Origin of the sequence: Frigoribacterium sp. Leaf415 (genome assembly GCF_001424645.1) — a bacterium.
Classification (GTDB): domain Bacteria; phylum Actinomycetota; class Actinomycetes; order Actinomycetales; family Microbacteriaceae; genus Frigoribacterium.
The window spans coordinates 1,396,185-1,421,756 of the sequence record NZ_LMQR01000001.1; the positions used below are offsets into that span (position 1 = coordinate 1,396,185).

General features: G+C 73.4%; 23 protein-coding genes. 12 read left to right on the plus strand and 11 right to left on the minus strand.

Annotated features, from left to right (window positions below; translation table 11 throughout):
• Window positions 1–82: 82 nt before the first annotated feature.
• The 6 genes from ASG28_RS06400 (at window position 83) to ASG28_RS06425 (ending at window position 4,696) form a co-directional block, all read left to right on the plus strand.
• A complete protein-coding gene (locus ASG28_RS06400) occupies window positions 83–586 on the plus strand; it encodes a hypothetical protein (RefSeq protein WP_157485660.1) in 504 nt (167 codons plus the stop codon).
• 60 nt (window positions 587–646) lie between these two features.
• Window positions 647–2,440, plus strand: coding sequence for a DEAD/DEAH box helicase (locus ASG28_RS06405; RefSeq protein ID WP_043594821.1), 1,794 nt, complete (start codon window positions 647–649; stop codon window positions 2,438–2,440).
• A 191-nt stretch (window positions 2,441–2,631) separates the two neighbouring features.
• A complete protein-coding gene (locus tag ASG28_RS06410) occupies window positions 2,632–3,045 on the plus strand; it encodes a hypothetical protein (protein ID WP_055973237.1) in 414 nt (137 codons plus the stop codon).
• A 211-nt stretch (window positions 3,046–3,256) separates the two neighbouring features.
• Window positions 3,257–3,775 carry a hypothetical protein gene (locus ASG28_RS06415; RefSeq protein WP_055973240.1) on the plus strand — a complete coding sequence of 173 codons (519 nt, stop codon included), beginning with the start codon at window positions 3,257–3,259 and terminating at the stop codon, window positions 3,773–3,775.
• On the plus strand, window positions 3,729–4,259 hold the full coding sequence (locus tag ASG28_RS06420; RefSeq protein WP_082454442.1) for a very short patch repair endonuclease: 531 nt from the start codon (window positions 3,729–3,731) through the stop codon (window positions 4,257–4,259). The genes ASG28_RS06415 and ASG28_RS06420 overlap by 47 nt, the downstream gene beginning before the upstream one ends.
• The gene (locus ASG28_RS06425; RefSeq protein ID WP_157485661.1) at window positions 4,256–4,696 is read left to right on the plus strand and encodes a hypothetical protein; all 441 of its coding nucleotides are present in this window, start codon (window positions 4,256–4,258) and stop codon (window positions 4,694–4,696) included. Before ASG28_RS06420 ends, ASG28_RS06425 begins: the two co-directional genes overlap by 4 nt.
• Window positions 4,697–4,834: 138 nt before the next feature.
• On the opposite strand, the gene ASG28_RS06430 is transcribed toward ASG28_RS06425, so the two are convergent.
• The 4 genes from ASG28_RS06430 to ASG28_RS16370 all read right to left on the minus strand — a co-directional run bounded on the left by ASG28_RS06430 (window position 4,835) and on the right by ASG28_RS16370 (window position 8,844).
• Window positions 4,835–5,809: an ATP-grasp domain-containing protein gene (locus ASG28_RS06430; RefSeq protein WP_055973247.1), complete on the minus strand. Its 975-nt coding sequence runs from the start codon at window positions 5,807–5,809 to the stop codon at window positions 4,835–4,837.
• Window positions 5,810–5,873: 64 nt separating this feature from the next.
• Window positions 5,874–6,572 (minus strand): alpha/beta hydrolase, encoded by a 699-nt coding sequence (locus ASG28_RS06435; RefSeq protein WP_157485662.1) that lies wholly within the window; start codon window positions 6,570–6,572, stop codon window positions 5,874–5,876.
• Between the two features lie 299 nt (window positions 6,573–6,871).
• Window positions 6,872–7,387 (minus strand): hypothetical protein, encoded by a 516-nt coding sequence (locus ASG28_RS06440; RefSeq protein ID WP_157485663.1) that lies wholly within the window; start codon window positions 7,385–7,387, stop codon window positions 6,872–6,874.
• A gap of 11 nt (window positions 7,388–7,398) precedes the next feature.
• Window positions 7,399–8,844 carry a hypothetical protein gene (locus ASG28_RS16370; protein WP_055973256.1) on the minus strand — a complete coding sequence of 482 codons (1,446 nt, stop codon included), beginning with the start codon at window positions 8,842–8,844 and terminating at the stop codon, window positions 7,399–7,401.
• A 126-nt stretch (window positions 8,845–8,970) separates the two neighbouring features.
• On the opposite strand from ASG28_RS16370, the gene ASG28_RS06450 reads away from it, so the two are divergent.
• The 3 genes from ASG28_RS06450 to ASG28_RS06460 are packed head-to-tail and all read left to right on the plus strand — an operon-like array spanning window position 8,971 to window position 15,154.
• On the plus strand, window positions 8,971–10,701 hold the full coding sequence (locus ASG28_RS06450) for a DUF3375 family protein (RefSeq protein WP_055973258.1): 1,731 nt from the start codon (window positions 8,971–8,973) through the stop codon (window positions 10,699–10,701).
• A complete protein-coding gene (locus ASG28_RS06455) occupies window positions 10,698–11,693 on the plus strand; it encodes a DUF4194 domain-containing protein (RefSeq protein ID WP_055973261.1) in 996 nt (331 codons plus the stop codon). Before ASG28_RS06450 ends, ASG28_RS06455 begins: the two co-directional genes overlap by 4 nt.
• Entirely contained in the window at window positions 11,690–15,154 is a 3,465-nt protein-coding gene (locus ASG28_RS06460; RefSeq protein WP_055973262.1) for an ATP-binding protein, read from the plus strand. The genes ASG28_RS06455 and ASG28_RS06460 overlap by 4 nt, the downstream gene beginning before the upstream one ends.
• A gap of 152 nt (window positions 15,155–15,306) precedes the next feature.
• On the opposite strand, the gene ASG28_RS06465 is transcribed toward ASG28_RS06460, so the two are convergent.
• The 5 genes from ASG28_RS06465 to ASG28_RS06485 are packed head-to-tail and all read right to left on the minus strand — an operon-like array spanning window position 15,307 to window position 20,540.
• The gene (locus ASG28_RS06465; protein WP_082454448.1) at window positions 15,307–16,176 is read right to left on the minus strand and encodes a citryl-CoA lyase; all 870 of its coding nucleotides are present in this window, start codon (window positions 16,174–16,176) and stop codon (window positions 15,307–15,309) included.
• Complete coding sequence (locus ASG28_RS06470) at window positions 16,173–17,417, minus strand: CaiB/BaiF CoA transferase family protein (RefSeq protein WP_235477627.1); 1,245 nt, start codon at window positions 17,415–17,417, stop codon at window positions 16,173–16,175. The genes ASG28_RS06465 and ASG28_RS06470 overlap by 4 nt, the downstream gene beginning before the upstream one ends.
• Entirely contained in the window at window positions 17,414–18,949 is a 1,536-nt protein-coding gene (locus ASG28_RS06475; protein WP_055973265.1) for a tripartite tricarboxylate transporter permease, read from the minus strand. Before ASG28_RS06475 ends, ASG28_RS06470 begins: the two co-directional genes overlap by 4 nt.
• Window positions 18,949–19,539: a tripartite tricarboxylate transporter TctB family protein gene (locus tag ASG28_RS06480; protein WP_200925262.1), complete on the minus strand. Its 591-nt coding sequence runs from the start codon at window positions 19,537–19,539 to the stop codon at window positions 18,949–18,951. Before ASG28_RS06480 ends, ASG28_RS06475 begins: the two co-directional genes overlap by 1 nt.
• Entirely contained in the window at window positions 19,536–20,540 is a 1,005-nt protein-coding gene (locus ASG28_RS06485; protein WP_235477632.1) for a Bug family tripartite tricarboxylate transporter substrate binding protein, read from the minus strand. The genes ASG28_RS06480 and ASG28_RS06485 overlap by 4 nt, the downstream gene beginning before the upstream one ends.
• A gap of 197 nt (window positions 20,541–20,737) precedes the next feature.
• Between ASG28_RS06485 and ASG28_RS06490 the strand changes: the two genes are divergently transcribed.
• The 3 genes from ASG28_RS06490 to ASG28_RS06500 all read left to right on the plus strand — a co-directional run bounded on the left by ASG28_RS06490 (window position 20,738) and on the right by ASG28_RS06500 (window position 23,315).
• Window positions 20,738–21,577, plus strand: a complete 840-nt coding sequence (locus tag ASG28_RS06490; RefSeq protein ID WP_055973267.1) for an IclR family transcriptional regulator — start codon at window positions 20,738–20,740, stop codon at window positions 21,575–21,577.
• An 87-nt stretch (window positions 21,578–21,664) separates the two neighbouring features.
• Window positions 21,665–22,285 carry an RraA family protein gene (locus ASG28_RS06495; RefSeq protein WP_055973270.1) on the plus strand — a complete coding sequence of 207 codons (621 nt, stop codon included), beginning with the start codon at window positions 21,665–21,667 and terminating at the stop codon, window positions 22,283–22,285.
• Between the two features lie 73 nt (window positions 22,286–22,358).
• The gene (locus tag ASG28_RS06500) at window positions 22,359–23,315 is read left to right on the plus strand and encodes an NAD(P)-dependent oxidoreductase (protein WP_055973273.1); all 957 of its coding nucleotides are present in this window, start codon (window positions 22,359–22,361) and stop codon (window positions 23,313–23,315) included.
• Between the two features lie 199 nt (window positions 23,316–23,514).
• Here ASG28_RS06500 and ASG28_RS06505 read toward each other — a convergent pair whose 3' ends face one another.
• Both ASG28_RS06505 and ASG28_RS06510 read right to left on the minus strand, forming a co-directional pair.
• The gene (locus tag ASG28_RS06505; RefSeq protein WP_055973276.1) at window positions 23,515–24,255 is read right to left on the minus strand and encodes a response regulator transcription factor; all 741 of its coding nucleotides are present in this window, start codon (window positions 24,253–24,255) and stop codon (window positions 23,515–23,517) included.
• Entirely contained in the window at window positions 24,252–25,460 is a 1,209-nt protein-coding gene (locus tag ASG28_RS06510) for a sensor histidine kinase (RefSeq protein ID WP_055973279.1), read from the minus strand. Before ASG28_RS06510 ends, ASG28_RS06505 begins: the two co-directional genes overlap by 4 nt.
• Window positions 25,461–25,572 lie beyond the last annotated feature (112 nt).

A 25,572-nucleotide genomic window follows, 5' to 3' on the forward strand; every position in this document is an offset into this window, starting at 1 on the left:
GGGATCGGTCGTCGAGAAGACTACTTCGGGCCGCCGACATCGAGACCCGCCCGTTGGGCAGACGACCGGTATGCTGACGACCGTGTCGTCCCCTGCGAAGAAGCAGATACCGTACTCGAGGCGCCCTCGGCCGGTCGACGAGGTGATCGTGCTGCACCGACAGGGTCGGCTCCCGCTCGACGACACGCTCGACCCCGACGACCCGATCCTTCAGCCGCGCCGTCACCCTCGGCGGGCTCCCCCGACGGTCTACGTCCATCGCGAGCCGATCCCCCACCGGCCGACCCTCGCGCTCGCCTTGTCGGCCGTGGCCACCGCCGGGTACGTCGCCTGGGGCTGGGCCGAACTGCACGAGGGAGCCGCCGAGTTCCCGCTCGACCTCGCTCGAGGCCGGCGAGCCTCGGCGCCCGTGGTCGGCGTGACCTCGGCCGCCTTCGCCGTGACGGCCCTTCTGTCGGCCACCGTCGGGCGGCGGCCGGGCCGGTCGCGGGCCCTGCGCCGGCTCGCCGTCGCGTCCTCGGCACTGGTCGCGACGGTCGTCGTGACCACGCTCGCCGTGGCGCTGCTGCCCCCCGCACCGCCATGACTCGACCCGCCTCGCGGGCGGGAGCAACGGCGGAGGCCCCGGACGAGATACCGTTGCACCATGAGTGACACCACCGAGCAAGCCCCGAGCGACGCCACAGAGCAAGCCGACACGACGCCGACGTTCGCCGATCTGGGCTTGAGCGACCAGGTCCTGAAGGCCATTCGTGAGATCGGCTACGAGACCCCTTCGGCCATCCAGGCCGCCACGATCCCCACCCTGCTCGACGGCCGCGACGTCGTCGGCCTCGCGCAGACCGGCACCGGCAAGACCGCGGCCTTCGCCCTCCCCATCCTGTCGCGCCTCGACGTCTCGGCCAAGAAGCCGCAGGCCCTCGTGCTGTCGCCGACGCGCGAGCTCGCGTTGCAGGTCTGCGAGGCGTTCGAGCAGTTCGCCTCCGGCATGCGTGGCGTCCACGTCCTGCCCGTCTACGGCGGCCAGGCCTACGGCGTGCAGCTGAGCGCCCTGCGCCGCGGCGTCCACGTCGTCGTCGGCACGCCCGGTCGCATCATGGACCACCTCGCCAAGGGCACCCTCGATCTCAGCGAGCTCAAGTACCTCGTGCTCGACGAGGCCGACGAGATGCTCAAGATGGGCTTCGCCGAGGACGTCGAGACGATCCTCGCCGACACCCCCGACGACAAGCAGGTGGCGCTGTTCTCGGCCACGATGCCGCCGCAGATCCGTCGCATCTCGAAGCAGTACCTGAACGACGCCGAAGAGATCACGGTCAAGGCGAAGACCACGACCTCGGTCAACACCACCCAGCGCTACCTGATGGTGTCGTACCCGCAGAAGGTCGACGCCCTGACGCGCATCCTCGAGGTCGAGAACTTCGAGGGCATGATCATCTTCGTCCGCACCAAGAGCGAGACCGAGACCCTCGCCGAGAAGCTGCGCGCCCGCGGCTACTCGGCCGCGGCCATCAGCGGTGACGTCGCCCAGGCCCAGCGCGAGCGCACGGTCAACCAGCTGAAGAGCGGCAAGCTCGACATCCTCGTGGCGACCGACGTCGCGGCCCGTGGTCTCGACGTCGACCGCATCAGCCACGTCGTCAACTACGACATCCCGATCGACACCGAGTCGTACGTGCACCGCATCGGTCGCACCGGCCGTGCCGGCCGCAGCGGTGCCGCGATCAGCTTCGTCACGCCGCGCGAGCGCCGCCTGCTGGGTGCGATCGAGAAGGCCACCCGTCAGCCGCTCACGCAGATGCAGCTGCCGACCGTCGAGGACGTCAACAGCACCCGGCTCACCCGGTTCGACGACGCCATCACCGAGGCCCTGTCGCAGGACAGCCGCATCTCGGCGTTCCGCGACATCATCAGCCACTACGTCGAGCACCACGACGTGCCCGAAGCCGACGTCGCCGCGGCCCTCGCCGTGGTCGCCCAGGGCGAGACGCCCCTGCTGCTCGACCCGAAGGACGAGCGACCGCAGCGCGACGAGCGTCCGCTGCGCGAGCGCGACGACCGCGCCCCGCGCGGCGGCCGCGACGACGACCGGGGCGAGCGCCGCGAGCGCGGACCGCGCACGTCGAAGCCGATGACGGCGTACCGCATCGAGGTCGGTCGTCGTCACCGTGTCGAGCCGCGTCAGATCGTCGGTGCCCTGGCGAACGAGGGCGGTCTCAGCCGTGACGACTTCGGGGCGATCCAGATCCGTCCCGACTTCTCGGTCGTCGAGCTCGCCTCGGACGTCTCGACCGACATGCTCGACCGTCTGAGCGACACCCGCATCAGCGGCAAGCTCATCGAGATCAAGCCCGACCGCCGAGGAGGCGCGCCCCGCCGCGACGACCGCCCCGACCGGTCGCAGGGTGGCGAGCGGCCCGCCCGCAAGCCCCGCTACTAGACACCCGGCCGCACGGCCCACGACGCCGACCTCGCCTCCCGCCTGGTCGGCGTCGTCGTGTCCGGTCCGCTTGTCGGCCCCTCGGCCCGGGACGGTCGCGGACGGGCGAGTTCGTGGTCCCCGGGCCGTCGGAGGCGCCCGTCTGCGACGAACCCGCCCGTGAACCCACCATCCCGCTCGAACGGAGTCCGATGAGCACCCCGCCCTCCCCCGGTGGCACCGACGCCCTGTTCGGCGTCGTGCAGACCGCCCTCACGATCGGCAGTGCGATCCCGCTGCTGCTGTCGGTCGTCGCGTTCGTGCTCTACGTGCGGATGCGACGCCGACTCTCGTCCGGCCTGCCAGAAGCGTCGGACAAGCGCCGTCTCGCCGACGGGACGCAACGACTGCACGACCTGGCCCGGGTGAGCCTGCTCGGCTCCGGCTTCGGCCTCGTGCTCCTGCTGATCGGCCAGCTCGTCGTCGGCCTCGGCACACCTGTCGGGCTCGCCGGGGCGTTCGCCGGGCCGCTCGCACCCGTGACGATCGGTGCGGTCGTGCTGACCGGCCTCGCGGCCGTGGCGTTCGCGACCTCGCCGGCGCCACCCGCGCCTCCGCGTCGCTAGCCCGTCTCGGCGTCTGTCAGCAACGCTCTCGCAGAGTGCGCAGAGGGAAATGTTCCCTGCCCCGTGAAGGACCATCGCGACCCACTCGTGCGGCGAGCACGCCGGGCAGCCATCAGGGACGCCTCGGCCACAGGCCGCTCGTGAGGGGAAATCGTCCACACGGCGACGAGGCACCGCCCTGTGGCAGCGAGCCCATCCGTACCGTCGACGCATGATCATCGAAGCGGGATGCGACCTCCATGAACTGCTCTACCCGAGACTCATCCGCGACCACGAGGCGAACGGCGTCGAGGGCGCACCGCTCTGGGTCGCCGCGCTGGACGACGAACTCCGGTACCTCTTCACGCGACCGGCCGTGACGCCCCTCCGCCTGCCCCTGTCCGATCACGCAGCAGACATCGCAGCGTGCCTCGACGACGCCGACCGATCCGTCGAGGAGTGCCCCGAGCTCGCTGCCTTCGACCTCCTCGGGCAGATCGCGTTCGACGAGGCCGGCTACTACTCGACCCTGCCGCGGCATTCGTTCCGGGACTACGCAGGCCGCCAGGACTTGCCTCGAGCCGCCGTCATCGCCGGCCCTCACGAATACGGGTGTTCGTGCCTCGCGTGCGAGCAGTACGCCGACGACATCGCCGAGCTGAGGCGCCGCGCCCGAGAGTGCGAGGGCGGAGGTGTGACAGGCGATGACGACCCGCTCCGAGACGGTCTCGATCCGCTCGTCCGCCACTGACACCCTCGACTGCGACGCAGCCACCAGCCAGCGGATGATTCGGATCGCCCGCACGGACACCGCGCCGGAGCTCGCTCTCAGGAGGGCGCTCCACTCCCGGGGCTGGCGGTACTTCGTCGACCGTACGATCGAAGGGACCCGGTGTCGACCTGACCTGTCCTTTCCCCGGCTCCGAGTCGCCGTGTTCGTCGACGGCTGCTTCTGGCACTACTGCGAGGAGCACGCGCAGCTTCCCCGACGAAACGGCGATTACTGGCTCGACAAGCTGCTCGGCAATCGCCGACGCGACGTGACGACGACCTCCCGCCTCGAGCGAGCTGGCTGGTCGGTGGTTCGCGTCTGGGAACACGAACCCCTCCGAGAAGCAGCAGGAAAGGTGGAGGCCGAACTCCTCTCCGCCCGCCGCCGACTGGGCGTCTCCCACGGCCCAGCAGAGCGGACCGGACCGGATGAGCCCGCGCACCCGTCCACCTGCCCGGGGTGAGGTCTGTACCGTGGCCGGATGACGTCGTCGACGAAGTCCTGCAGCTCGAGGCCGAGTTCGACCGGAGAACCGGGCCGATGATGCCCGACGAGCGCGCGGTCGACCGGGTTGGCCTGGCCATCCGCACGGCCGTCGTCGCGTTGGCCGTCGGGCTGATCTCGGCCGTGGTCGCCGTGGCCGTCCCGTGGGGCGCCGACGACGCCGTCCGTTGGGTCCCCGTCGCGATCGTGCCGGTGGCCGGTGTGATCGGCGCCGTGGTCTGCCTGCGAGCCGTTCGCCCGTCGACGCCCGCCCGTGAGCCAGCAACACGGGGCGGGTCGCCGCCCCGTGCCGGACGCGAGGCCCGCGTGACCGCGCTCCTCGTGGCCAACGTGATCATGGCCGTGGCCCTGCTGCCCGCCGCCTGGGCCCTGGTCGTCCTGATCGCCGGCCCCTGACACCCCGGCCGGCGACACCACCGAGTGGACGACGAACCGCGGAACGACGGGGTGCCGTCCACTCGGCGGTGTCGACGTGCACGACGCGAGGCCGGCGTCGACGTGAACGGCGCCAGGCGGGTGTCGATGTGAAGGCCGCTAGGCGGGTGTCGCGGCGTACTCCGCCGCCAGCACCTCGCCCAGCCACGCGGCGAGCGTCGCCGCGGCCGACACCGAGGACGACCGCTCGACGTCGGGGTTGTAGTTGGTGTTCGTGTTGACGTCGTACGGCACGAAGCGACCGTCGACGGTCTCGATGAACTCGATGCCGGCGACCTCGATGCCGTGCTCGGCGACGAAGGCCTCGAGCCGCCGGACGAGCGGGTGCTCGGCGGTCACCGACGGGCGGACCGCGAACGGCGCGAACGTGGCCGGGTCGGCACCGTCGGGCACGACGCACGCGTCGGCCGGGCACAGTTCGAAGCTGCCCGCCGAGGTGTCGACCCGCACCGCGTAGACGAACCGCCCGCCGACGAACTCGACGCGGGTGTTGAAGGGTTCCTCGGCCTGCAGGAACTCCTGCAGCAGGGTGATCCCGTCGACCGGCACCTCGAAGTCGGGCCCGTCGACGTACGCGTCGAACGAGTCGAGGTCGTCGAAGCGGCGCACCCCGAGGCCCTTGCCGCCCTGGTTGTGCTTCGTGATGAACGGCAGCGTCTGCTCGCGGGCCCGTGCCTTGAGGTCGGCGGTGCCGAACACGGCGGTCGTCGCGGGCACGTCGAAGCCGGCGGATGCCAGCGCCAGGTACTGCGCCACCTTGCTCACCTCGAGTTCGACGACACCGCTGCCGTTGATGGTCCGGCGCCCGTGCCGTTCGGCCCAGCGCAGGGTCGCGCGGGCGACCTCCTTGGCGGTCCCCCGGCCGCGTGTGTGGGCCGAGCCGCTCAACCGCGACCAGAACACCCCCTCAGGAGGCGCGGCCGCGAGGTCGAAGGACGTCCCGTCGAGCAGGTGCTCGCGGTGGGGCACCCCCGCGGCGTCGAGCGCAGCGACGAGCGGCGGCAGCCACTCGGCGTTGTCGTGCAGCACGTGCACGACGGGTGTCGGGTCGGCGTGGTCGATCGGCGAGGTCATCGTTCGATCGTGCACCGTTCGGGCCCGGGGTGCCAGCCCGGCCGACACACGCGGACACGTCGCGTCACGTCGGCCGGGGCGTGCGCGCCGCGAACGCGTCGACGAGCACGGGGTCGTCACTGCGCTGCCGTTCGAGGAAGAGCACGATCGAGGCCGTCACCGTGCGGTGGCCGGGCCCCCGCAGCACGTCGTGCCCGCCCTGGCCGACGAGGCGGACAGAACCCCGCGGCAGCTGGGCCGCCCAGGCGACGGCGTCCGCGACCTCGGTGACCCGGTCCCCGTCGCCGTGGAAGACCAGGGTGGGCTGCACCACCGACCGTGCCGCCGGCAGGGACAACCCCGTCGGCAGCGCCCTCCGGGTCCGGTCGTCCCGTCGGTCGGGCCCGAGGCCTCGTCGCGAGGCCGGGGTGAGCACGCCGGTCAGCACGACCGCGTCCACGGCCGCGACCGAGTCGGCCGCGACGGATGCCGCGAGGGTCGCGCCGACGTCGGAGCCGAGCAGCACGACGGGTCTCGGCAGTGTCCGGTCGCGCACGAGCCGCTCGACGCCCGCCCGCACGGCGCGGACGTCGGTCGAGACGTCGTCGAACAGCTCGACCCGGTACCCGTCGAAGACGAGACGGTCGGTGAGCCTCGCGAAGTCGTCCGCTCGCTCGCCCGCCCCGAGCAGGACGACCACGGTGCCGCGCACGTGGACGGTCGGGGTCGGGCCGACCTCGCTCGAGCCCGCCGGGTCGAGCACTGTGTCGCCGACACCGCTCACGACGCCGCGCCCGCGGTGTGCTGCAGCGTGTGCCGGAGATCGCTCGGCGCCCGGCGGGACGCCGAAGACGGACGGGTGCTCCTGCTGGTCACGACGACTCCCCTGCGCTCGACGACGGATCGGTGCGGAGCGTCGGCGAGCGGCGACCCCGCGTCCCGTCATCTTCTGCCCGGAGGCTCGGGCCACACGAACGACGTGACGTTTCGTGACGGACGGTGACGCCGTGTCGCAAGACGATGGTCACGGCGACGGCCACCATCGTGGCTCCTGGCTCGTGGGCCCCTGCCGGGGCGTGACGATCAGTACGTGTCGTACGAGTTCTCGCCCTCGCGCAGCGCGAAGCACCGAGAGGCCGAGGCGAGGGTCACGAGGTGGGAGGACTCGTCGAACCGACCCACGTAGGCCGCACCGTCGGGGCCCGTCACGAGGAGGCGAGGGTCACCGGTCTGCTCGTCGATCGCGGAGTCGTACCCCTTCCGATCGTCGAAGGCGCCCGCGATGACGTCGAGGACGGCCGTGCGGTCCGAGGCACCGTCCATCTGCACCGTGACCCGGCCCGTCCACTGGTAGGTGTCGTCGGAGCAGCTCAGCAGGACACCCGTGGGTGCCTGATCGACCGACACCACCTCGGCCGCCGGGAAGGAGTCCACGACCGACCTCTCGACCGCCATCGTCTCCGTCTTGGCGTCGTCCACGGTCAGGCCGTCCTGCCCGGTGCCCTCGCCCTCGGCCGCACACCCCGTCACGGCCAGCGAGACCGCCAGGGCCAGGACGGCCGCCGCAGGGCTGCTTCTGACGGCGAGGGTTCCGGCCACCGCACCGACCATCACGCACCCCATGCGGACCGGACGATCGCGCACGATGCCGCGTCGTCGGCGTCGAGCGTCGAGCAGTCGCTCGTCGCCCCCTGGCCGACCGTCTCGGTGGCGAGGTCGCCCGCCCCTCGGACGTCTCGCCGGAACGTCACGACGGTCCCGGCCGGTGCCGTCCGAACCGCGCCGACGACGCCCGCGAGGGCTGCGTCGGTGACGGTGTCACCGAGCTCGATGCTGACTCGACCCGCCGTGGCTGTCACGGCCAGGCCCTCGATCCGGGGAGAGGCCACGATCGCGCCCGCGACGGCGGCGAGCACGGCGAGCGCCTCGGGCCGGCCCGAGAACGAGAGACCCCTGCGGTCGGCTCCACCGGACAAGACGCGGATCTCGTCCATCCCGGACACGGCCGCGGAACCACTGATGGCCTGCATCGCGGGCACGACGCCCTCGAGCCCCGATGTCCGTACCTCGACCGACCGGGCGCTGATGGCCGAGTAGGTGACCGTGCCGGGCGCCACGACGTCCACCAACGACTCGGCGGCGGACAGGTCGCCGTCGAGCTCCCGCCGTTCGTCCGGTGAGTCGACGAAGCCGATCGACGTGCCGGGCACCTCCGACACGGCGACGAGGACGCCGGCGATCCGGGCGGCTCGGGGGGACGCCTCCGCCACCTCGTCGGGCGAGTGGTATCCCGTGACGGTCGGTGCGTCGAGATCGACCCTGATGCCCTCCGGCAACACCTCGACCTGCCCGGCCCCGAGGTCGGCGGCCTCGACCGCGTCGAGCAGACCAGCCTGGTCGGCGGCGTCGAGGACGACGCGGGACGTCGCGGGGTCGTCGAGGACCGAGGGGAACCCGCTGACGTTCTCGGTGACGAACCGGCGGGAGTCCGGGCTCCAGGCCGTCACGTCGACGTCGGTCAGCTGAGCGGCGGCGTCCCGCAGAGACCGTGCCCGCTGCCACGCCGAGACGACGTCCGACGAGTCCGAGGGAACCACCGTGATCCCGAACCCCTGCCGAGGCGAGTCGGTTCCGATCGCCCGGCCTTCGCCGAACGCGTGCGTGGTGAGGGACACCTCGGCGAAGACCGGGTCGTCCGCGACGCGCCGGGCGAGGTCGAGCTGGGCCGCCGTGTCGCCCTCCTCGGCGAGCACCTCGAACGAGACGGTGCCTCGCCGGACATCGACGAACTGCCAGCCGAAGGAGTCGCCGACGTTGCGGGCCACGAACGGCCTGACGTGCTCGGCGACGGCCGCGAGGTCGGCGTCGGGGAGGTCGTCCTCGACCACGACCGTGGCCTGGGCGACCACGGTGCCGAGGGGAGAGTCGGACCCTGCGGTCTCGAGCTCGACGACGCCGTCGACACCCTCCATGAGCGACTCGAACCGTCGGTGTTCGTCCTGCGAGCTGGCGCACCCGGCGCCGAGCACGAGGACGGCCACGACGACGGTCGCCACGACGCCCCATCTGGACCGATTCCCCGTCCCCACATCCTGGCCTCTGCGGACCACGAGCGACACCGTCGCAGGGCGGACCGTCGCCAGTTGGTATCGTCGTCCGACGATTGCCGGAGGTCTTGCTTGGTGAACCACCCGTCGGGGCACGACGACGCCCTGAGCCGCGACGACGTGCGCGCGGCGTACGAAGACGACCCCACCTGGGCCCTGCTCCGCGGCTACAACGCCCGGTGGATGCTGCCGCTCTTCTCCCACCACCTCGAGCACGCCGAGGGGCCGGTGTCGGCCGACTGGTTCCACCGGCAGGTCGCCGACGCCCTCGAGCAGAACGCCGCCGAGCAGGCCGCGCTCGAGCAGGCCACCCCCGAGCACCCGGCCTCCGAGCCGGCGACGACCGAGCGGGACCTCGAGGAGGCGCGGCCCGCGTCCCCGACGCCCGTCGCCACGCCGGCCCCCGCCGAGCAGAAGACCACCCCGGCCGAGTACTGCCGCAGCTGGGTCGAGAGCCGCTGGCTCGTCCGCACCCGCGCCTCCGGACCGGACGCCCGCGCCGAGTACCGCCTGTCGCCGCACGCGCTCAAGGCGCTGCGTCTCGTGCGCGACCTCGTCGAGCGCGACAACGCCGTCAGCGAGGCCCGCCTCGGCAGCATCGCCCATGCCGTCGGGCAGCTCGCCGGCCTCGCCGACCCCAGCCGCGAGTCGCAGCTCGCGCGCCTCGACGAGCAGATCGCCGAGCTCGAGCGCCGCAAGGCCGAGATCGAGCGGCACGGCACCGAACCCACCGCTCCCGACGTGCTGCGCCGACAGGTCCGCGAGGTGGTGCGTCTGACCGCGTCGCTGCCCGAGGACTTCCGGCAGCTCGGCGCCATGGTCGAGCAGCGGCACCGCGAGGTCGCGCGCCGGGCGTCGTCCGAACACGTCGGCAAGGGTGCGCTCGTCGACCAGTACCTGCGCGACAACGACCTGCTCGAGCAGACCCCCGAGGGACGCGCTTACCGCGGCTTCGCCCAGATGTTGTCGTCGCGCGGCATCGACGTGATGCGGGCCGACATCGAGAAGGTCCTCGCCCAGCCCGACGCCGCCGCACAGCTCACCGAGCGGCAGCGCACGCAGCTCGAGTCGCTCATCTCGTCGCTGCTCGCCGAAGAGCAGAGCGTGCAAGAGACCTACGGTCGCTGGACGTCCTCGCTGCGGCGATTCCTCAGCCGGTCGGGTTCCGACCAGCAGCAGCGCCTGCTGACCCTCGCCGACCGGGCGCTGCACGCGGGCGGCGTCTGGGCCGAGCGTCGGCCGGGCCACGCCATGCTGCCGGTCGAGCACGGCGACGGACTGGGCCTCGGGGCGCTCGACGTCCGCGACGTCAGCCAGGTGCAGCTGCACACCGACCGCGCACGGCCGACGGTCGACGTGCAGGTGACGATCGGCGACGCGACCCTGCCCGAGGCCGACCGGGCCGCCCTCCGCCTCACCTCGGGCACGAGCACGGCGGCCGTCTCGGCGACGATCGACCGGCTGCTCGCCGACCACGACGAGGTCACGAGCGTCGACGTGTACCGCGCCACCGAGCCCGAGTTCCGCCGCCTCGCGCTCGTCCTCAGCATGCTCGACCTGGCGCTCGAGCGCGGCGTCGTCGGCGACGACACCGAGACCGTCGAGCTCGCCGGCGATCCCACCGGCCCCGGCGCGTCGGCGGACGCGAGGCCGGGAGGCGCGGGTCCAGGAGGCGCGGGTCGGCAGGTCACGCTGCCCCGCCTCGTCTTCCGGCGCGATCCCGCGGGGCCGCCCGACGCCGAGCCCGCCGCCCCCACCGCCGCCGACCTCACGACCAGCCCGACCTCCACGAAGGACCCCGCATGAGCCCCGCAGCCCCCTCGGACGAGACCGGCGTCGACGAGGCGACCCGCGCCTCCTTCGCCGAGGCGACCGCCCCCTCCGTCGACGAGTCGGCGCGCGCCTCCCGCGATGCCTTCGACGACGGCGACGCCGACGACGGGGCGGCCGGCGTCCCGGACGCGCTGCCGCTGGCCGGGCGCAAGGCCCTGGTCACGCTGTTGACCCACCGGTTCGTGTCGCGCGCCCGGCAGCAGGAGGCCTGGGCCGGGCTGCTCGCCCACGAACCCGAGATCCGGGCGAGGCTCGACGAGCTGTTCCTCGTACTCGTCGTCGATCACGACCACGAGGTCGCCTTCAAGCGGCAGAGCGGCGAGGACGACGTGCCCGTGCTGCTGCGCCGTGAGAAGCCCCTCTCGCGGGACGCCTCGCTGCTGATGGTCTTCGCCCGCCGCGAGCACGCCTTCACCGACGGTCTCGACGAGGCCGTCGTCATCTCGAAGGACTCCGTCGCCGAGTTCCTCGGGCGGTACCACGACGACTCGGGCTCCGACGAGGTGCGGGCGCGTCGCCGGGTCGACGCCGCGATCGCCGCGCTCGTCGCCCGCGACCTGCTGACGGCCGAGCCCGACGACCCCGAGCTGTTCGTCGTCTCGCCCGCGATCGTTCCGCTGATGACCGCCGACCGGCTGGCGCACCTCGAGCGGGTGTACCTCGAGGCGGCGGGGGTCGAGGGCGACGTGACCGGCGAGGGCGAGGTCGAGGTCGACGCACCGGGCGACGCGCGCGCCGAGGCCGACGCCGACGCCGACGCGACGGACGACGCCGAGGACATCGCCGTCGAACCCGAGGTCGAACCCGACCCCGCCGAGGACGACGACCCCGCCGCCCAGGCCGACGACGCCCCCGAGCCCGAACCCGACCCGACCGCCGTCCCGCTCGACCTCGACCTCGACCTCGAGCCCCCGCACGACGCCGACACGGACACCGACACCGACCCGGAAGCACCCCAGGCATGAGCATCGCCGACACCTCGCCCGACCTCGGCATGTTCCACTCGGGCCAGTACCGCATCGAGCAGGTGCAGCTGCTCAACTGGGGCAGCTACGCCGGCCTGCACCGCATGCCCGTGGGGCGCGGTGGCATCGCCATCCTCGGCCCCACCGGCCGCGGCAAGTCGACCGTGCTCGACGCGATGGCCGCGGTGATCATGCCCAACCCGCAAGAGTTCAACCGGGCCGCCCGCGACGACAGCCGTCAGCGGTCCGAGCGCACGGTCTACAGCTACGCACGCGGCAAGACCGACGAGGTGCGCGACGCCGCCTCCGACCGGACGACGACGCGGTTCCTGCGACCGCTCGGCCAGGCGTTCCCGAGCGGTGCCGCGATCACCTGGTCGACCGAGCTCGGCCAGACCGTCACGGCCGTCCGCGTCGCCTGGATCGGCGAGGACACCGCGAGCCAGGACGACGTCACCCAGGCGAGCGTCTACCTGCTCGTGCAGGGCCGCTTCGACCTCAGCCGCCTCTCCGAGGTGACCCGCGAGGGCACGAGCCAGAACCCGCTGACCCGCGGCTCTCTCGCCCGTCTGCTCGACCCCGCCCACGACCTCGCGACCTCGTCGCAGCCCGAGCTGCGGGTGCAGCTCTGCGGTCAGCTCGGCATCGGCGGCAGCGACGAGTCGCAACTCAAGGCCCTGACCCTCCTGCGGCGGGCGCAGGCGTCCAAGGGCGTGTTCTCGATCGACGACCTCTTCAAGCAGTTCGTGCTCGTCCAGCCGCAGGCGCTCAGCCGGTGGGAGACCACGCTCGCCACCTACCGCGAGGCGTCCGCGCTCTACGACGTGTTCGAGACGACCCGCAAGAAGCTCGACGTGCTCGAGGGCGTGCCGACGCTCGCCGACCGGTACGAGCTCGCCGGCCGCGACGGGTCGGCCAAGCGCCGCCTGCTCGCGGACGCCGACGGGCCCAGCCGCCTGCGCGTCTGGCTGGCCGAACGCGTCGGCAGCTGGGTCAGCGGCGAGGTCGACCGCGTCACGACCGAGAAGCGCGAGCAGGGCGAACGCCGGAGGCGCGCCCAGGCGGACGAGCAGCTCGCGTTCCGGTCCCGTGAACAGGCCCTGGCGCGGATCAGCGAGCTCGGGGGCGATCCCACGCAGTCGCTCCGCGAGCACGTGGCCGCCGCCGAGGCCGAGCTCGCCGCCGTCGAGCGCACCCGCGGCCGGCTCGCCGCCGCCCTGGACGGGACCGGCGAGTCCCTCCCCCGGAACGACGAGCAACTCGTCGCCCTCGGGCAGCGCGCCGACCGCCTCGCGGCCGACGACGCCGCGGCCCGCGCCGCGACCGCCGACGCCCGCAGCGACCTCGCCGCCCGCATCGGCGAGACCAAGCGGGCCCTCGCCGCCCTCGAGAAGCAGAAGCGGTCGTTCGAGCAGCGCCGCAGCAACGTGCCCGACGACGCGATCGAGCGACGTCGCCGCATCGCCGAGGGGGCGGGCGTGCCGGTGTCGAGCCTGCCCTACGCCGGCGAGCTGTTCGAGGTCGCGCCCGAGCACACCGGGTGGGCCGTCGCGATCGAGCGGGTGCTCGGCGATCTCGCCACGCACCTCCTCGTCGACCGCGCGCACTTCGACGCCGTGCGCCGCTGGGTGAACGAGAACGACGTGCGCGGACGCGTCACGCTCGTGCCGGCGACCGCCGAGGCCGAGCCGACCCTCACGCCCGTCGACCACACCGTGCCCGCGATGGTGCGGCTCGACCCGGCCAGCCCGTTCCGGGGCTGGCTGCACGACGAGCTCGTCGCCGACCGGAGCGTGCTCTGCGTCGAGGGTCCCGACGACTTGGACGACCCGCGCCCGGCCGGCACCCGCGGCGCCGTCACCCGGCGGGGCCTCCGCACCGGGTCGCGCGACCGCGTGATCAAGGACGACCGGGCGACCCGCTCGTGGATCGGCCTCGACAACGCGGCACGCATCGCCGAGCTCGGCGACGAGATCGTCGACCTGGAAGCCGTGCTGGCCCGGGTCCGTGGCGAGTACGACGCGATCGAGGCCGAGGCGGCCGACCGCCGTCGCGTCGCCGACGCCGTCGCCCGGGCGAAGGAGTTCACCTGGGACGAGCTCGACACCGCCCCCGCGCAGGCGAGGCTCGACGACCTGCGCGCCCAGGTCGACCGCATCGCGGTCGAGCGTCCCGAGCTCGCGACGTTGCAGGCCGAGGCCACGCAGCACGACGACGACCGCTCCGCCGCGACGCGCCGCCTGGCCGAGATCGACCAGGTCCTCGCGCAGCTCGACGAGAAGCACGCGACGCTCGTCGACATCGAGGACGAGTTCGCGGACGCCGCCGACGCCGAGCCCCTCACCGACGACGAACGGGCACTCCTCGCGCCGCTGCCGTTCGCCGCACCCCGCGAGGCGACCGACGTCGCCCGGCTCTACCGGGACGCCGCGTCGCAGCTGCGGGCCCAGGTCGACGCGCACGACCGCGACCGGGCGAACGCCGAGTCGACGCTCGTCGTCGTCTTCGAGCGATACCTCGAACTCGACCGCACCGCGGGCATCGACGCGACGATCGAGAGCCTGCCGTCGGTCAGGGCGATCCACCGGCAGCTCGTCGAGGACGACCTGCCGCACGCGAAGCAGCGGTGGCTCGAGAAGGCCGGCAGCGACGTGGGCGACAGCCTGCGGGCGCTGCTCGTCCAGATCGAGGAGGACGGCCACGTCATCCGCCGCGGCGTCCGCCCGATCTCGCAGGCGTTGCGGTCGATCGAGTTCCGCCAGGGCTCGACGCTCGACATCGAGCCGCGGCCGGTGTCGAACGGCGACCTGCTCGAGTTCAAGCGCACCCTGCGAGAGCACACCGGCGGGGCCGAGGGCACGTCCGAGGCACGGTCCTCGGACGGACGGTCCTCGCAGGCGCAGACCCCGGAGGCGCGGGACGCGTCCGAGGTCGAGCGCCGGTTCCTGAGGCTCCGCCGCGACCTCGCCCACCTCGAGGAGAAGTCGAAGGTCGGCGACGCCTGGCGACGCCGGGTGCTGGACGCCCGCGAGCACTACCAGTTCCGGGCGATCGAGACCCGGGCCGACGGCACGCAGATCGTGCACGAGGGTGTGGCCGGCAAGTCCGGTGGCGAGGGGCAGGAGCTCATCGCGTTCGTGCTCGGGGCCGCCCTGCGGTTCCGGCTGGGCGACGGCACCGACCGGGTGCCGACCTACGCGCCGATCGTGCTCGACGAGGGCTTCGTCAAGGCCGACGCCGAGTACACCGGCCGGGCGCTGGCGGCGCTGACCTCGCTGGGCTTCCAGCTCGTGGTGGGCGCGCCGCGCGACAAGGTCAACGCGTTCGAGCAGCACGTCGAGAGCGTGGCCTACATCTCGAGCGACCCGTCGAGCCCCGAGCTGTCGCGCATCTACCCGCTGACGATCCGCCAGGCGATCGAGGTCGAGCAGCACGGCCTCGACCCGGCCGCGCTCGCCTGACCCGCGGTCGACTCATCCGGGCTTCCGGGCGGGTTCGACCTTCCGGGCGAGTTCGGCGGACACGGGCGTCCGCGTCGGCCCGTGTCCGCCGACCTCGCCCGGTTCCCGGAGCGGGCCTCACCGGTGCGACCGCGGGAACGGCTGCCGGGAACTCAGAGGTCGCGGGTGGCGGGGCCCGTGTAGTCGGCCAGGAAGCCCTTGGGCAGCGGACCCTTGATGCGCTGGCCCGAGCCGCGCTCCTCCCAGGCGTGGGCGAGGATGCCCACCGACCGCGACAGCACGAACAGCCCGCGGGCCAGTTCGGGTTCGATGCCGAGTTCGCCGTAGACCACGGCCGACACCCCGTCGATGTTCATCGGCACGTTCCGGGACACCAGCACGCCTTCGACGGCGAGGGCCGCGTCGAGGTGACGCCCCTCGACCACGCCGTCGTCGCGCGCCCGCTCGACGAGGGCCAGCAGCGGGTCGCGGCGCGGGTCGCGCGGGTGGAAGCGGTGCCCGAACCCGGGCACGAACTCGCCCCGGGCCTTGTGGGCCGCGACCTCGGCGGCGGCCAGGGCGTCGAGCGGTGCACCGGTGTCGCGGTGTGAGGCGACCAGACGGTTCAGCAGCTGGACGCACTGCTGACCCGCGCCTCCGTGGGTGTCGCCCAGCACGTTGACGCCGTTGGCGACGGCCGAGTTCAGGCCGACCCCGCAGGTGATCGCCATGCGCGCGCCGGCGATCGACGGCGCCTGCGGGCCGTGGTCGACGCTCGCGACGAGCGCGGCCTCGAGCAGCGCGGCCTGCGCCGGATCGGGCCGTTCGCCGCGCGTCATCAGCCAGACCGTCTCGACGAAGCCGAGGTTGCCGATCAGCTGCTGCACGGGGTAGCCGCGCAGCTCGATGACGCCGGGTTCGATCTTGGTGATGCCGGTCGACCACCAAGCGGTGGTCGAGGCGATCTTCGCCTCGAGCCGGACGGTCTCGGCCTGTGCCGCGGCGAGGCGGGCCTCGAGGTCGGCTCTGTCGTCGGCGCTCACACCGCGCCTCCTTCCCTGAGGTCGTGGATCTCGTCGGCGTCGAAGCCGAGCTCGGCGAGGATCTCGTCGGTGTGCTGCCCGAGCAGAGGTGGCGGCAGGGTCGGTGCCCCGGGCACGCCGTCGACGCGGATGCCGTGCCCCATCACGCGCAACGGGTCGTCGCCCTCCGCGCCGCCCGGGAAGGGCAGCTCGTGCACGAGTTCGCGGTCGCGCACCTGCGGGCTGTCGAGCATCTCGGCCACGGTCAGCACCGCCGCGGCGGGCACGCCGGCGTCGCTCAGCAGCGCCTCCCACTCGGCGGCGCCGCGGGTGGCCAGCGCCGCCTCGATCTCGTGGGTGAGCGCGGCGCGGTGGGTCTTGCGGTCCTCGCGGGCGGCGAACCGGGCGTCGACGGCGAGGTCGGCACGACCGATCAGGGTGCAGAGCGACTCGAACTGCTCCTGCTTGTTGGCCGCGATGTTGAGCGCTCCGTCGCCGGTCGCGAACGTGCCCGAGGGAGCCGCCGTGCCGTTGTCGTTGCCGAGCGGCCGCGGCTCGGTGCCGGCGACGAGGTGGTTCGAGACGACCCAGCCCATGGCGGTCGCCGCGGTCTCGAGCATGGACACGTCGATGACCGAACCCACCCCGGTCCGCTCGCGACCGAGCAGCGCCGACGAGATCGCGAACGCCGCCGCCAGCCCGCCGAGCGTGTCGGCGATCGGGTAACCGGCCCGCAACGGGGCCGTCTCGGGCGTGCCGGTGACGCTCATCATGCCCGAGCTGCCCTGGATGATCTGGTCGTACGCGGGCTTGCCGCGCAGCGGGCCGGTCTGCCCGAACCCCGAGATCGCCGCGTACACGAGCCGCGGGTTGATCCCCCGCAGCACGTCCCAGCCGAAGCCGAGCCGTTCGAGCACCCCGGGTCGGAAGTTCTCGAGCAGCACGTCGGCCTCGGCCACCGCCCGCCGCAGCACCTCGGCCCCGCCCGGCTTCTTCAGGTCGACCGTCAGCGACCGCTTCTGCGCGTTCTGCGCCAGGAACGAGATGCCGAGGAGGCGCTGGTTCAGTTCTGCGGACGCCCCCAGCTGGCGGGCGAGGTCGCCCCCGTGCGGCGTCTCGACCTTGATCACGTCGGCACCGAGCAGGGCGAGCTGGTACGCCGCGTAGGGGCCGGCGAGGACGTTGGTCATGTCGAGGACGCGGACGCCGTCGAGCGGTCGGGGGCGGTCGTGGGGCGGGGCGGGGTCGTGGGGCTGGGTCACACGGTCTCTCTCTGGCGGTCGGCGATCGCCTGGGCGACGGTCCTCCGGCTGCGGATCTTCTGGAAGGCGGCGCCGGCGACGGCGAGCAGGAGCACGACGTAGAGGGTCACCGAGATCGGGCTCGACACGAGGATGGCCGGGTCGCTCTCGCTGACGGCCATCGCCCGCCGGAACTCGGTCTCGGCGAGCGGGCCGAGGATGATCGCGATGAGCATCGGTGCGACCGGCAGTCCGTAGCGGCGCATGAGGAACCCGATCAGCCCGATCACCGTGACGAGCACGAGGTCGAGGATCTTCGCGCTCGTCGCGTAGACGCCGAGCATCGCGAAGACCGAGATGCCCGCGTACAGGTAGTGGCGCGGCACCTTGAGCAGCTTGGCCCAGAGCGGGGCGAACGGCAGGTTGAGGATCAGCAGCACCACCATGCCGACGAAGAAGCTGGCGAGCAGTGCCCAGACGAGGTCGGGGGCGCGCTCGAACAGCAGGGGCCCGGGCTGCAGGCCGTACTGGCGGAACGCGGCGAGCAGGATCGCCGCCGTGGCGGAGGTCGGCAGCCCGAGCGCGAGCAGCGCGCCCATCGCCGTGCCGGCCGTGGCGTTGCCGGCGGCTTCCGGGCCGGCGACGCCCTGGATGGCACCGCGGCCGAACATCGAGTCCTTGCGGCGGGCGTCGAGTCGGCGCTCGGTGCCGTAGGCGAGGAAGGTCGGCACCTCGGCGCCGCCCACCGGGATGATGCCGAACGGGATGCCGATCGCCGTGCCGCGCAGCCAGGCCGGCGCCGCGAGGCGGAACTCGTGACGGGACAGCCAGAGACGACCGCGCGAGGGCACGAGCGCCGTCTCGTCGGGGGTGCCTCGCTTCGCCGCGACGCTGAAGACCTCGCCGAGCGCCAGCAGACCGACGGTGATCACGACGATGTCGATGCCGTCGAACAGCTCGGGCACGCCGGCCGTGAAGCGCGAGGCGCCCGAGATGCCGTCGATGCCGACGACCGAGATCGCCAGGCCGATGCCGAGGGCGGCGAGGCCGCGCAGCACCGACTCGGTGACGACCGCCGAGATCGCCACGAAGGCGAACACCGCCAGGGCGAGGTACTCGGCCGGGCCGAACAGCGTCGCGAGCTCGGCGAGCCGTGGGGCGAAGAACACGACCAGCACCGACGCGATGATGCCGCCGATGAAGGCGCCGATCGCCGAGGTCGCGAGGGCCTGGGCGGCCCGGCCGCTCGTGGCCATCTTGTGGCCCTCGATCGTGCCGGCGATGGCCGTGCTGTTGCCCGGCGTGTTCATCAGGATGCCCGAGATCGAGTCACCGAACAGACCGCCGAAGAGCACGCCCGCGAACATGATGAAGGCGCCGATCGGGTCGAGCGAGAAGGTCACGGGCAGCAGGAGGGCGACGGCCATGGCCGAGCCGAGGCCGGGCAGGACGCCGACGGCCGTGCCGAGCACGGCCCCGATCAGCACCCAGAGCATGTTGATCGGGGTCAGGACGGTGAGGAACCCGTCCCCGAGGTTGGCGAGCGATTCCATCAGAAGATCCCCTCGAGGATGCCGGGAGGCAGGTTGAGGCCGAGTCCGGCCGAGAAGGCGAGCTGCACGATCGACGAGATCGCCAGTGCCAGGAAGATGTCGAAGACCGGACGCTGACTGCCGAGCGACCGGGCGATGCCCCAGAACAGCACGGCTCCGGCGAGCAGCCAGCCGAGCGGCGTGAGGGCGGCGATGAACACCACCACCGTGCCGAGTGCGCCGAGCAGGGCCCGGTGGTTGCTGGTCGGGCGTCGCTCGACGGGTTCGCCGTCGAGGTCGAGGTCGTCCACGTCGCCGGGGGCGGCGGGCTGGGCGATCTCGACGGTGGCGGCCTCGGGCTTGCGCAGCACGTCGATCGCGAGCAGCACGGCCACGATCAGCACGAGGGCCGCCACGATCGCCGGGAAGACCTGGGGCCCGGGCGAGGTGGCGGTGTCGGGCACGCGCATCGTCACCGTGCCGACGACGAGGGCCAACCCGATGACCAGCATGAGCGCCGGCACGATCAGGCCCGTGCGTCGGCGCCAGAACCCGTCCGCGACGACGACGGCCCGGCGCGTGACCGAGACGGTCCGGATGACGCCGCTCACAGGCCCAGCTCCTCGATGATCGTGTTCACCCGGGCCTGGTCCTCGGCGATGAAGTCGGCGAAGTCCTCTCCGGTGACCACCGCCGGGGCCCAGGAGTTGCGCCTCAGGGTGTCCTGCCACTCGTCGGAGGCGACCATCTCGTCGATGATCGCGACGAGTTCGTCGCGCTCGGCGTCGGTGATGTCCTTCGGGGCGACGAGACCGCGCCAGTTCGGCAGGTGCACGTCGATGCCCTGCTCGATGAACGTCGGGGCGTCGATGCCGTCGACGGGTTCCTCGGCCGAGAGCGCGAGGGCCCGCAGGTTGCCGGCCTCGATCTGGTCGCTGAACTCGTTGTAGCCGCTGACGCCGATCTCGACCGTGCCCGAGAGCAGGGCGGTCAACACCTCGCCACCGCCCGCGTAAGAGACGTAGTTGATGTCACCGGGGTCGACGCCGACCTCGCGGGCGAACAGGCCGGCGAGCAGGTGGTCGGTCCCGCCGAGCCCGCCGCCGCCGATCGGGTGGCTCTGCGGGGCCTCGCTCCAGGCCGCGACGAAGTCGTCGATCGTCTCGTAGGGCGAGTCCGCGGGGACGATGAAGACCTCGTAGTCCTCGGCCAACTTGGCGATGGGCGTCGTGTCCGAGAGGTCGACGTCCGACCCGTTGACCGTGATCGCGCCTTCCATGACCGTGCCGGTCATCATGAGGTTCGTGGGGTCGGCACCCAGGCCGACGAACTGGCTGAGGCCGATGGTGCCGCCGGCGCCGGGCACGTTCACCACCTGCACGTTGTTGACGATCGACGCCGCGCGAAGGGCCTGCTGCGCCTCACGGGCCGCGAGGTCCCACCCGCCGCCGGGCGCCGCGGGCGCCATCATCGTCAGCTTGGCGCGGGGGTCGGCGCCCGCCGTGCCGTCGCCGGCGTCGACGGCCGCGAAGCCGACGAGCACCGCGGTCGCGACGATGCCGACGGCCCCCGTGACGACCTTGCGCCTGTTCCTGTCGATCAGATTGCCCACACGATCACTCCCTTGTGATGGTTGCAGCGGTTCGCACCGGCGATCCCACCCCGAAGGGTGTCCACCTGGTGGATGTCTGTGTCCGCCTGATGGTAGCTTCGCCGTGGAAGTCCCCGCAAGGGCGGCCCCACCCGGGCCCCGCGCTTCCCCGGCGAGAGGTCGACACGATGACACCAGCTGAGGCGACACCGCCCCTCATGACACCGACCCCTGCGGTCGCGGGCCGGGGCGACGCGAGCGGCGTCCGCGCCGTCAGCCGGGCCCTCGCCGTCCTGCAGGCGTTCACGCCCGAGCGCAGCACGCAGACCCTCTCCGAACTCGTGCGCGCCTCGGGCCTGCCTCGCACGACCGTCCTGCGACTGGTGGACACCCTCGTCGCCGAGGGCATGTTGCAGCACGGGCCCGACGGGCGGGTCGGCGTGGGCACGCGGATGATCCACTGGGGAGCCTTCGCCGCCCGCGCCTGGGCCGTGCCCGCCGCCACCGCCGACCGCATGGCCGCGCTCGCCGCCGTGACGGGCGAGACCGTCAGCCTCTACGTCCGCAGCGGCGTGGCCCGAGTCGTCGTGGCGCAGTCGCCCAGCCCGCACAGCCTCCGTCACGTCGTCCAGGTGGGCGACGAACTGCCGCTGTGGATCGGTGCCGCGGGCGCCGTGCTGCTGAGCGGCGAGCCCGCCGAGGCGCTCGACGCCACCCTCGACGACGTCGACGCCACGGCGGACACGAGCACGAGCGGCTCGAGCCCGACCACGCCGTTCTCCCCGGCGCCGGTGCTGCCCGTCGACCGCGACGCCGTGCGGGCCCGGGTCGAGCAGGCCCGTCACGACGGCTGGTCGGTGTCGCACGGAACGCGGGAGCCGGGCAACTCGGGCGTGGCCGTCCTCGTCCCGGGACGCCCGCCGGGCCGACCCGTCGCCCTCGCCCTGGGCGGGCCGACGAGTCGCTTCACCGACGACGCGGTCCCGCGGTTCGCGGACGAGCTGCGCCGCGCCTCCTCGGAGCTCGCCCGCACCGGGCTGCCGCCCGCCCTCGACTGACCGACCGCACCCGCACCCGCACCTGCACCACGGCCACCGCCACCGCCACCGACCGAGAGCCCCCGCACCCCGAACGACAGGAGCACCATGAGCACCACCTCGACCTCCCCGGCCTCACGGCCCCTCCGACCGGTGCTGCCCGCCCCCGGGGAACTCCCCGTCGCCACCGTCTCGGACGCCATGGAGCGCTTCGGCGTCGCGGACGGCGTCCGCCCGCTCTGGCGCGGAGCCGCCCTCTCGGGCCCGGCGTTCACCGTGTGGACCCGGCCGGGCGACAACGCCGGCCTGCACGCCGCGTTCGAGCGCATCCGTCGGGGCGAGATCCTCGTGGTGAACGGTGGCGGTGACGAGACCCGCGCCCTGATCGGCGAGCTCGTGGCCGAGAAGGCCAAGGCGCTCGGCGTCGGCGGCATCGTGCTCGACGCCGCCGCCCGTGACGTGGTCGAGCTGGAGCGCGTCGGCGTGCCGGTGTTCGCGCGGTCCGTGACGCCGGCGGGGCCGTGGAAGACCGGACCGTTCCGCACCGGCGAGACGATCGCGGTCGGTGGCGTGCCGGTGTCGCCGGGCGACTGGGTGCTCGGGGACGACGACGGGGTGGCGATCGTGCCGGCCGCCCGGGTCGACGAGGTCGTGGCGGCGACGCACGAACTGCTGCGCGGAGAAGGCGACCGTCGAACGGCGAACCGGAAGCTGGTGCCGCGTGACTGACCCGGGAGCGGCGGGGTCGACGGGCTCGACGGGATCGCCGCGGGCGACCGGCTCAGCTGGATCGACAGACCCGATGGGCCGCACGCCCGTCGTCTGGGTGCCGCGGCCGATCGACGACGACGTGGTCGCGTCGCTGCTTGCCTGGGCCGACGTGCGGCTCGGCTGGGGAGACGACGCCGCGGGCTGGTCCGACGTCGCGGCCGAGGTCGAGGGCGTGCTGCTGCGCACGGCACGGGTCGACGGCGCGATGATGCGCGAGGCACCGCGGCTCCTCATCGTCGCGCGGCACGGCGTCGGCCTCGACACGGTCGACGTCGACACCGCGGCCGAGCTCGGCATCACCGTCACCACGACCCCCGCCGCGAACAGCCGGTCGGTCGCCGAGCTCGCCGTGACGTTGCTGATGGTGACCAGGCGCGGACTCGGGGCGGCGTGGTCGGGCGGCGGCTCGGGGGCCAGGGACTCGGGTGCCGACGACTCCGGGACCGTGCCGACCCGCGCCTCCTTCGTGGGGCGCGAACTGCACGGCGCGACGCTCGGGCTGCTCGGCTTCGGGCGGATCGCGCGGCTCGTGGCCGACGCGGCCCGTGACGGGCTCGGCATGCGCGTCGTCGCCCACGACCCGCACCTCTCGGACGACGCCGTCCGGGCGGCCGGAGCCGAGCCCGCCGACCTCGACGCCCTGCTCGCGGCGTCGGACGCACTGAGCGTCCACGTGCCTCTGACGCCCACCACCGTCGGCCTGATCGGCGCGCGTGAGCTCGCCCTGTTGCGCCCGGGCGCGGTGGTCGTCAACACCTCGCGCGGCGGCGTCGTGGACGAGGAGGCGCTGGTCGCCTCGCTCGACGCCGGTCACCTCGCGGGGGCCGGTCTCGACGTCACCACGGTCGAGCCGTTGCCCGCCGACCACCCCCTCCGCGGCCGATCCGACGTCGTGCTCACCCCGCACGTCGGAGGCCAGACCCGCGAGGCCATGGCCCGCGTCGGGCACGAGGCCGCCGAGCACCTGCGCCGCCACCTCCGCGCGTGAGCCAGCCCGCGCCTCCGCGTGCCGCCTGGCCGGTCCGTGGGCCCGGGCGGCGGTCGCGCGGGCGAGTCCGTGGTCGCCGGGCGTCCACGCACGCCCGCGTCCGCCGAACCCGCCCGCCTGCAGGAGGCGCGGGTCGGCCCCCGCAGGACCCGCAGTATCCGCAGGCCCCGCCGGGCTCCGGCACCTCGTTCCCCGCTCGTCAGGAACCCGGCGCGAGCAACCCCGTCTCGTAGGCGAGGATCACCAGCTGCGCCCGGTCGTGGGCGTCTAGCTTGGTCATGATGCGGTTGACGTGGGTCTTCGCGGTGTGCGGCGAGATGACCAGGTCGGTGGCGATCTCGGCGTTCGCGCGACCCCGCGCGACGAGCAGCAGCACCTCGCGCTCGCGGTCGGTCAGGTGCGCGAGTTCGGGCGGCACGGCCCGGGACGACGGGCCCCTCGACGACGCTGTCCCCGAGGCCGCGCCCGTCCCGGCGCCACCGTCCCCCGAGCCCGTCGCGTCGCGGCCGCCACCGGGCAGCACGTACTTCTCGATCAGGCTGCGCGTCGCGACGGGCGACAGCAGCGACTCCCCCGCGTGCACGGCCCGCACCGCACGGACGATCTCGTCGGGCTCCGCACCCTTGCCGATGAACCCGCTCGCCCCGGCACGCAGGGCGGCGACGAGGTACTCGTCCTCCTCGAACGTCGTGAGGATCAGCACCTTCGTGTCGACGAGCAGCGGGTCGGCGCAGATCGCGGCCGTCGCGCCGATTCCGTCGAGCTCGGGCATGCGGATGTCCATCACGACCACGTCCGGCCTCAGCGCCGAGGCCCGCAGGACCGCCTCACGACCGTTGACGGCGTCGCCCACGACCTCGACCCCGTCCTCGCCGTCGAGGATGTCGGTCACGGCCTGACGGATGAGCGGCTGGTCGTCGACGACGAGCACGGTGGTCACGAGACTCCCCCGTCGACATCGGCCGCACGCGTCACCGGCAGCACGGCCGCCAGCCGGAAGCCGCCCGGCGTGAGCCCGGTCTCGACCACCCCGCGCACCGAGGCGACGCGTTCGCGCAGCCCGAGCAACCCGTGCCCACCCCGCACGTCGTCCGGGTCGGGCTCGACCCGCGCCACCGGCACGGGGTTCGTCACGACGATCGACACCTCGTGCTCGTCGACCGCGACGAGCACGTGCGCGCGGTGCTCGGCGCCGTGCTTGCTGGCGTTCGTCAGCCCCTCCTGCACGACCCGGTACGCGACGAGGTCGGCCGCGCCCGTCACCGAGGCGAGCGGCCCCTCGACCCGGGTGCCCACGACGAGCCCGGCGTCGGCGAACCCGGCCACGAGTTCGTCGAGTCGCGCGAGTCCCGGCTGGGGCGACGGGGCGCGGTCCGAGTCCCCGGCGCGCAGCACCTCGAGCAGGTCGCCGATCTCGCCGAGGACGGTCCGGGAGGCGCGGCGGATGGTCGCGAGGGCCGTCACCGCCTTCTCGGGTCGCGTCTCGATCGCCGACGACGCGACCCCGGCGTTGAGGCTGATCACCGAGATCTGGTGGGCGACGGCGTCGTGCAGGTCGCGGGCGATGCGCAGCCGCTCCTCGGCCACCCGGCGCGAGGCCTCGGCCTCACGGGTGCGCTCGGCCCGTTCGGCCCGCTCGGTGACGGCCTCGATGTACTCGCGCCGCGAGCGGCTGGCGTCGCCCGCGGCGGCGGCGAAGGCGATGAGGAGGGCGAACTGCACGATGCGCGGGTCGGAGACTCCCCCGAGGGCCGCCAGCAGGCTGAGCAGCACGATCGCGGCCGCCGCGGCCACCGTCACGACGATGGTGCGACGACGCGGGGTCCGTGCAGCCACGGCGAACACGGCGATCCCGGCGGCGAGCACGATGCCCGGCGCGAGCGTGCCGAGCAGGGCACCGACGCCGAAGAGCCCGACGATCGCGGCGAGCACCGGGACGGGACGCCGGCGGCGGAACGGCAGCAGGACGACCGGGGCGAGGACGACCGCGACGGCCAGTCCGCCGGTCGGCCGGAACTCCGCGACGGGGAAGGGGGCGAACGCCGCACCGACGACGAGCACCGCGGCGAGCGTGTCGGCCAGCCACCCGGGGACGCGAGGTCGTGGGTAGGCCGGCTCGCGCCTCCTGCCGTCCGTCGTCGTCATGACCCCATCGTGCCCTGGAACGCCGGCGGCCGAGTCCCCCTGGGGCCCGACGTCGCGTACCGCGGTCGCGGTACGGCCGGTCGGGCAGGTGTCCGCGGTGGGGGGACGCCCC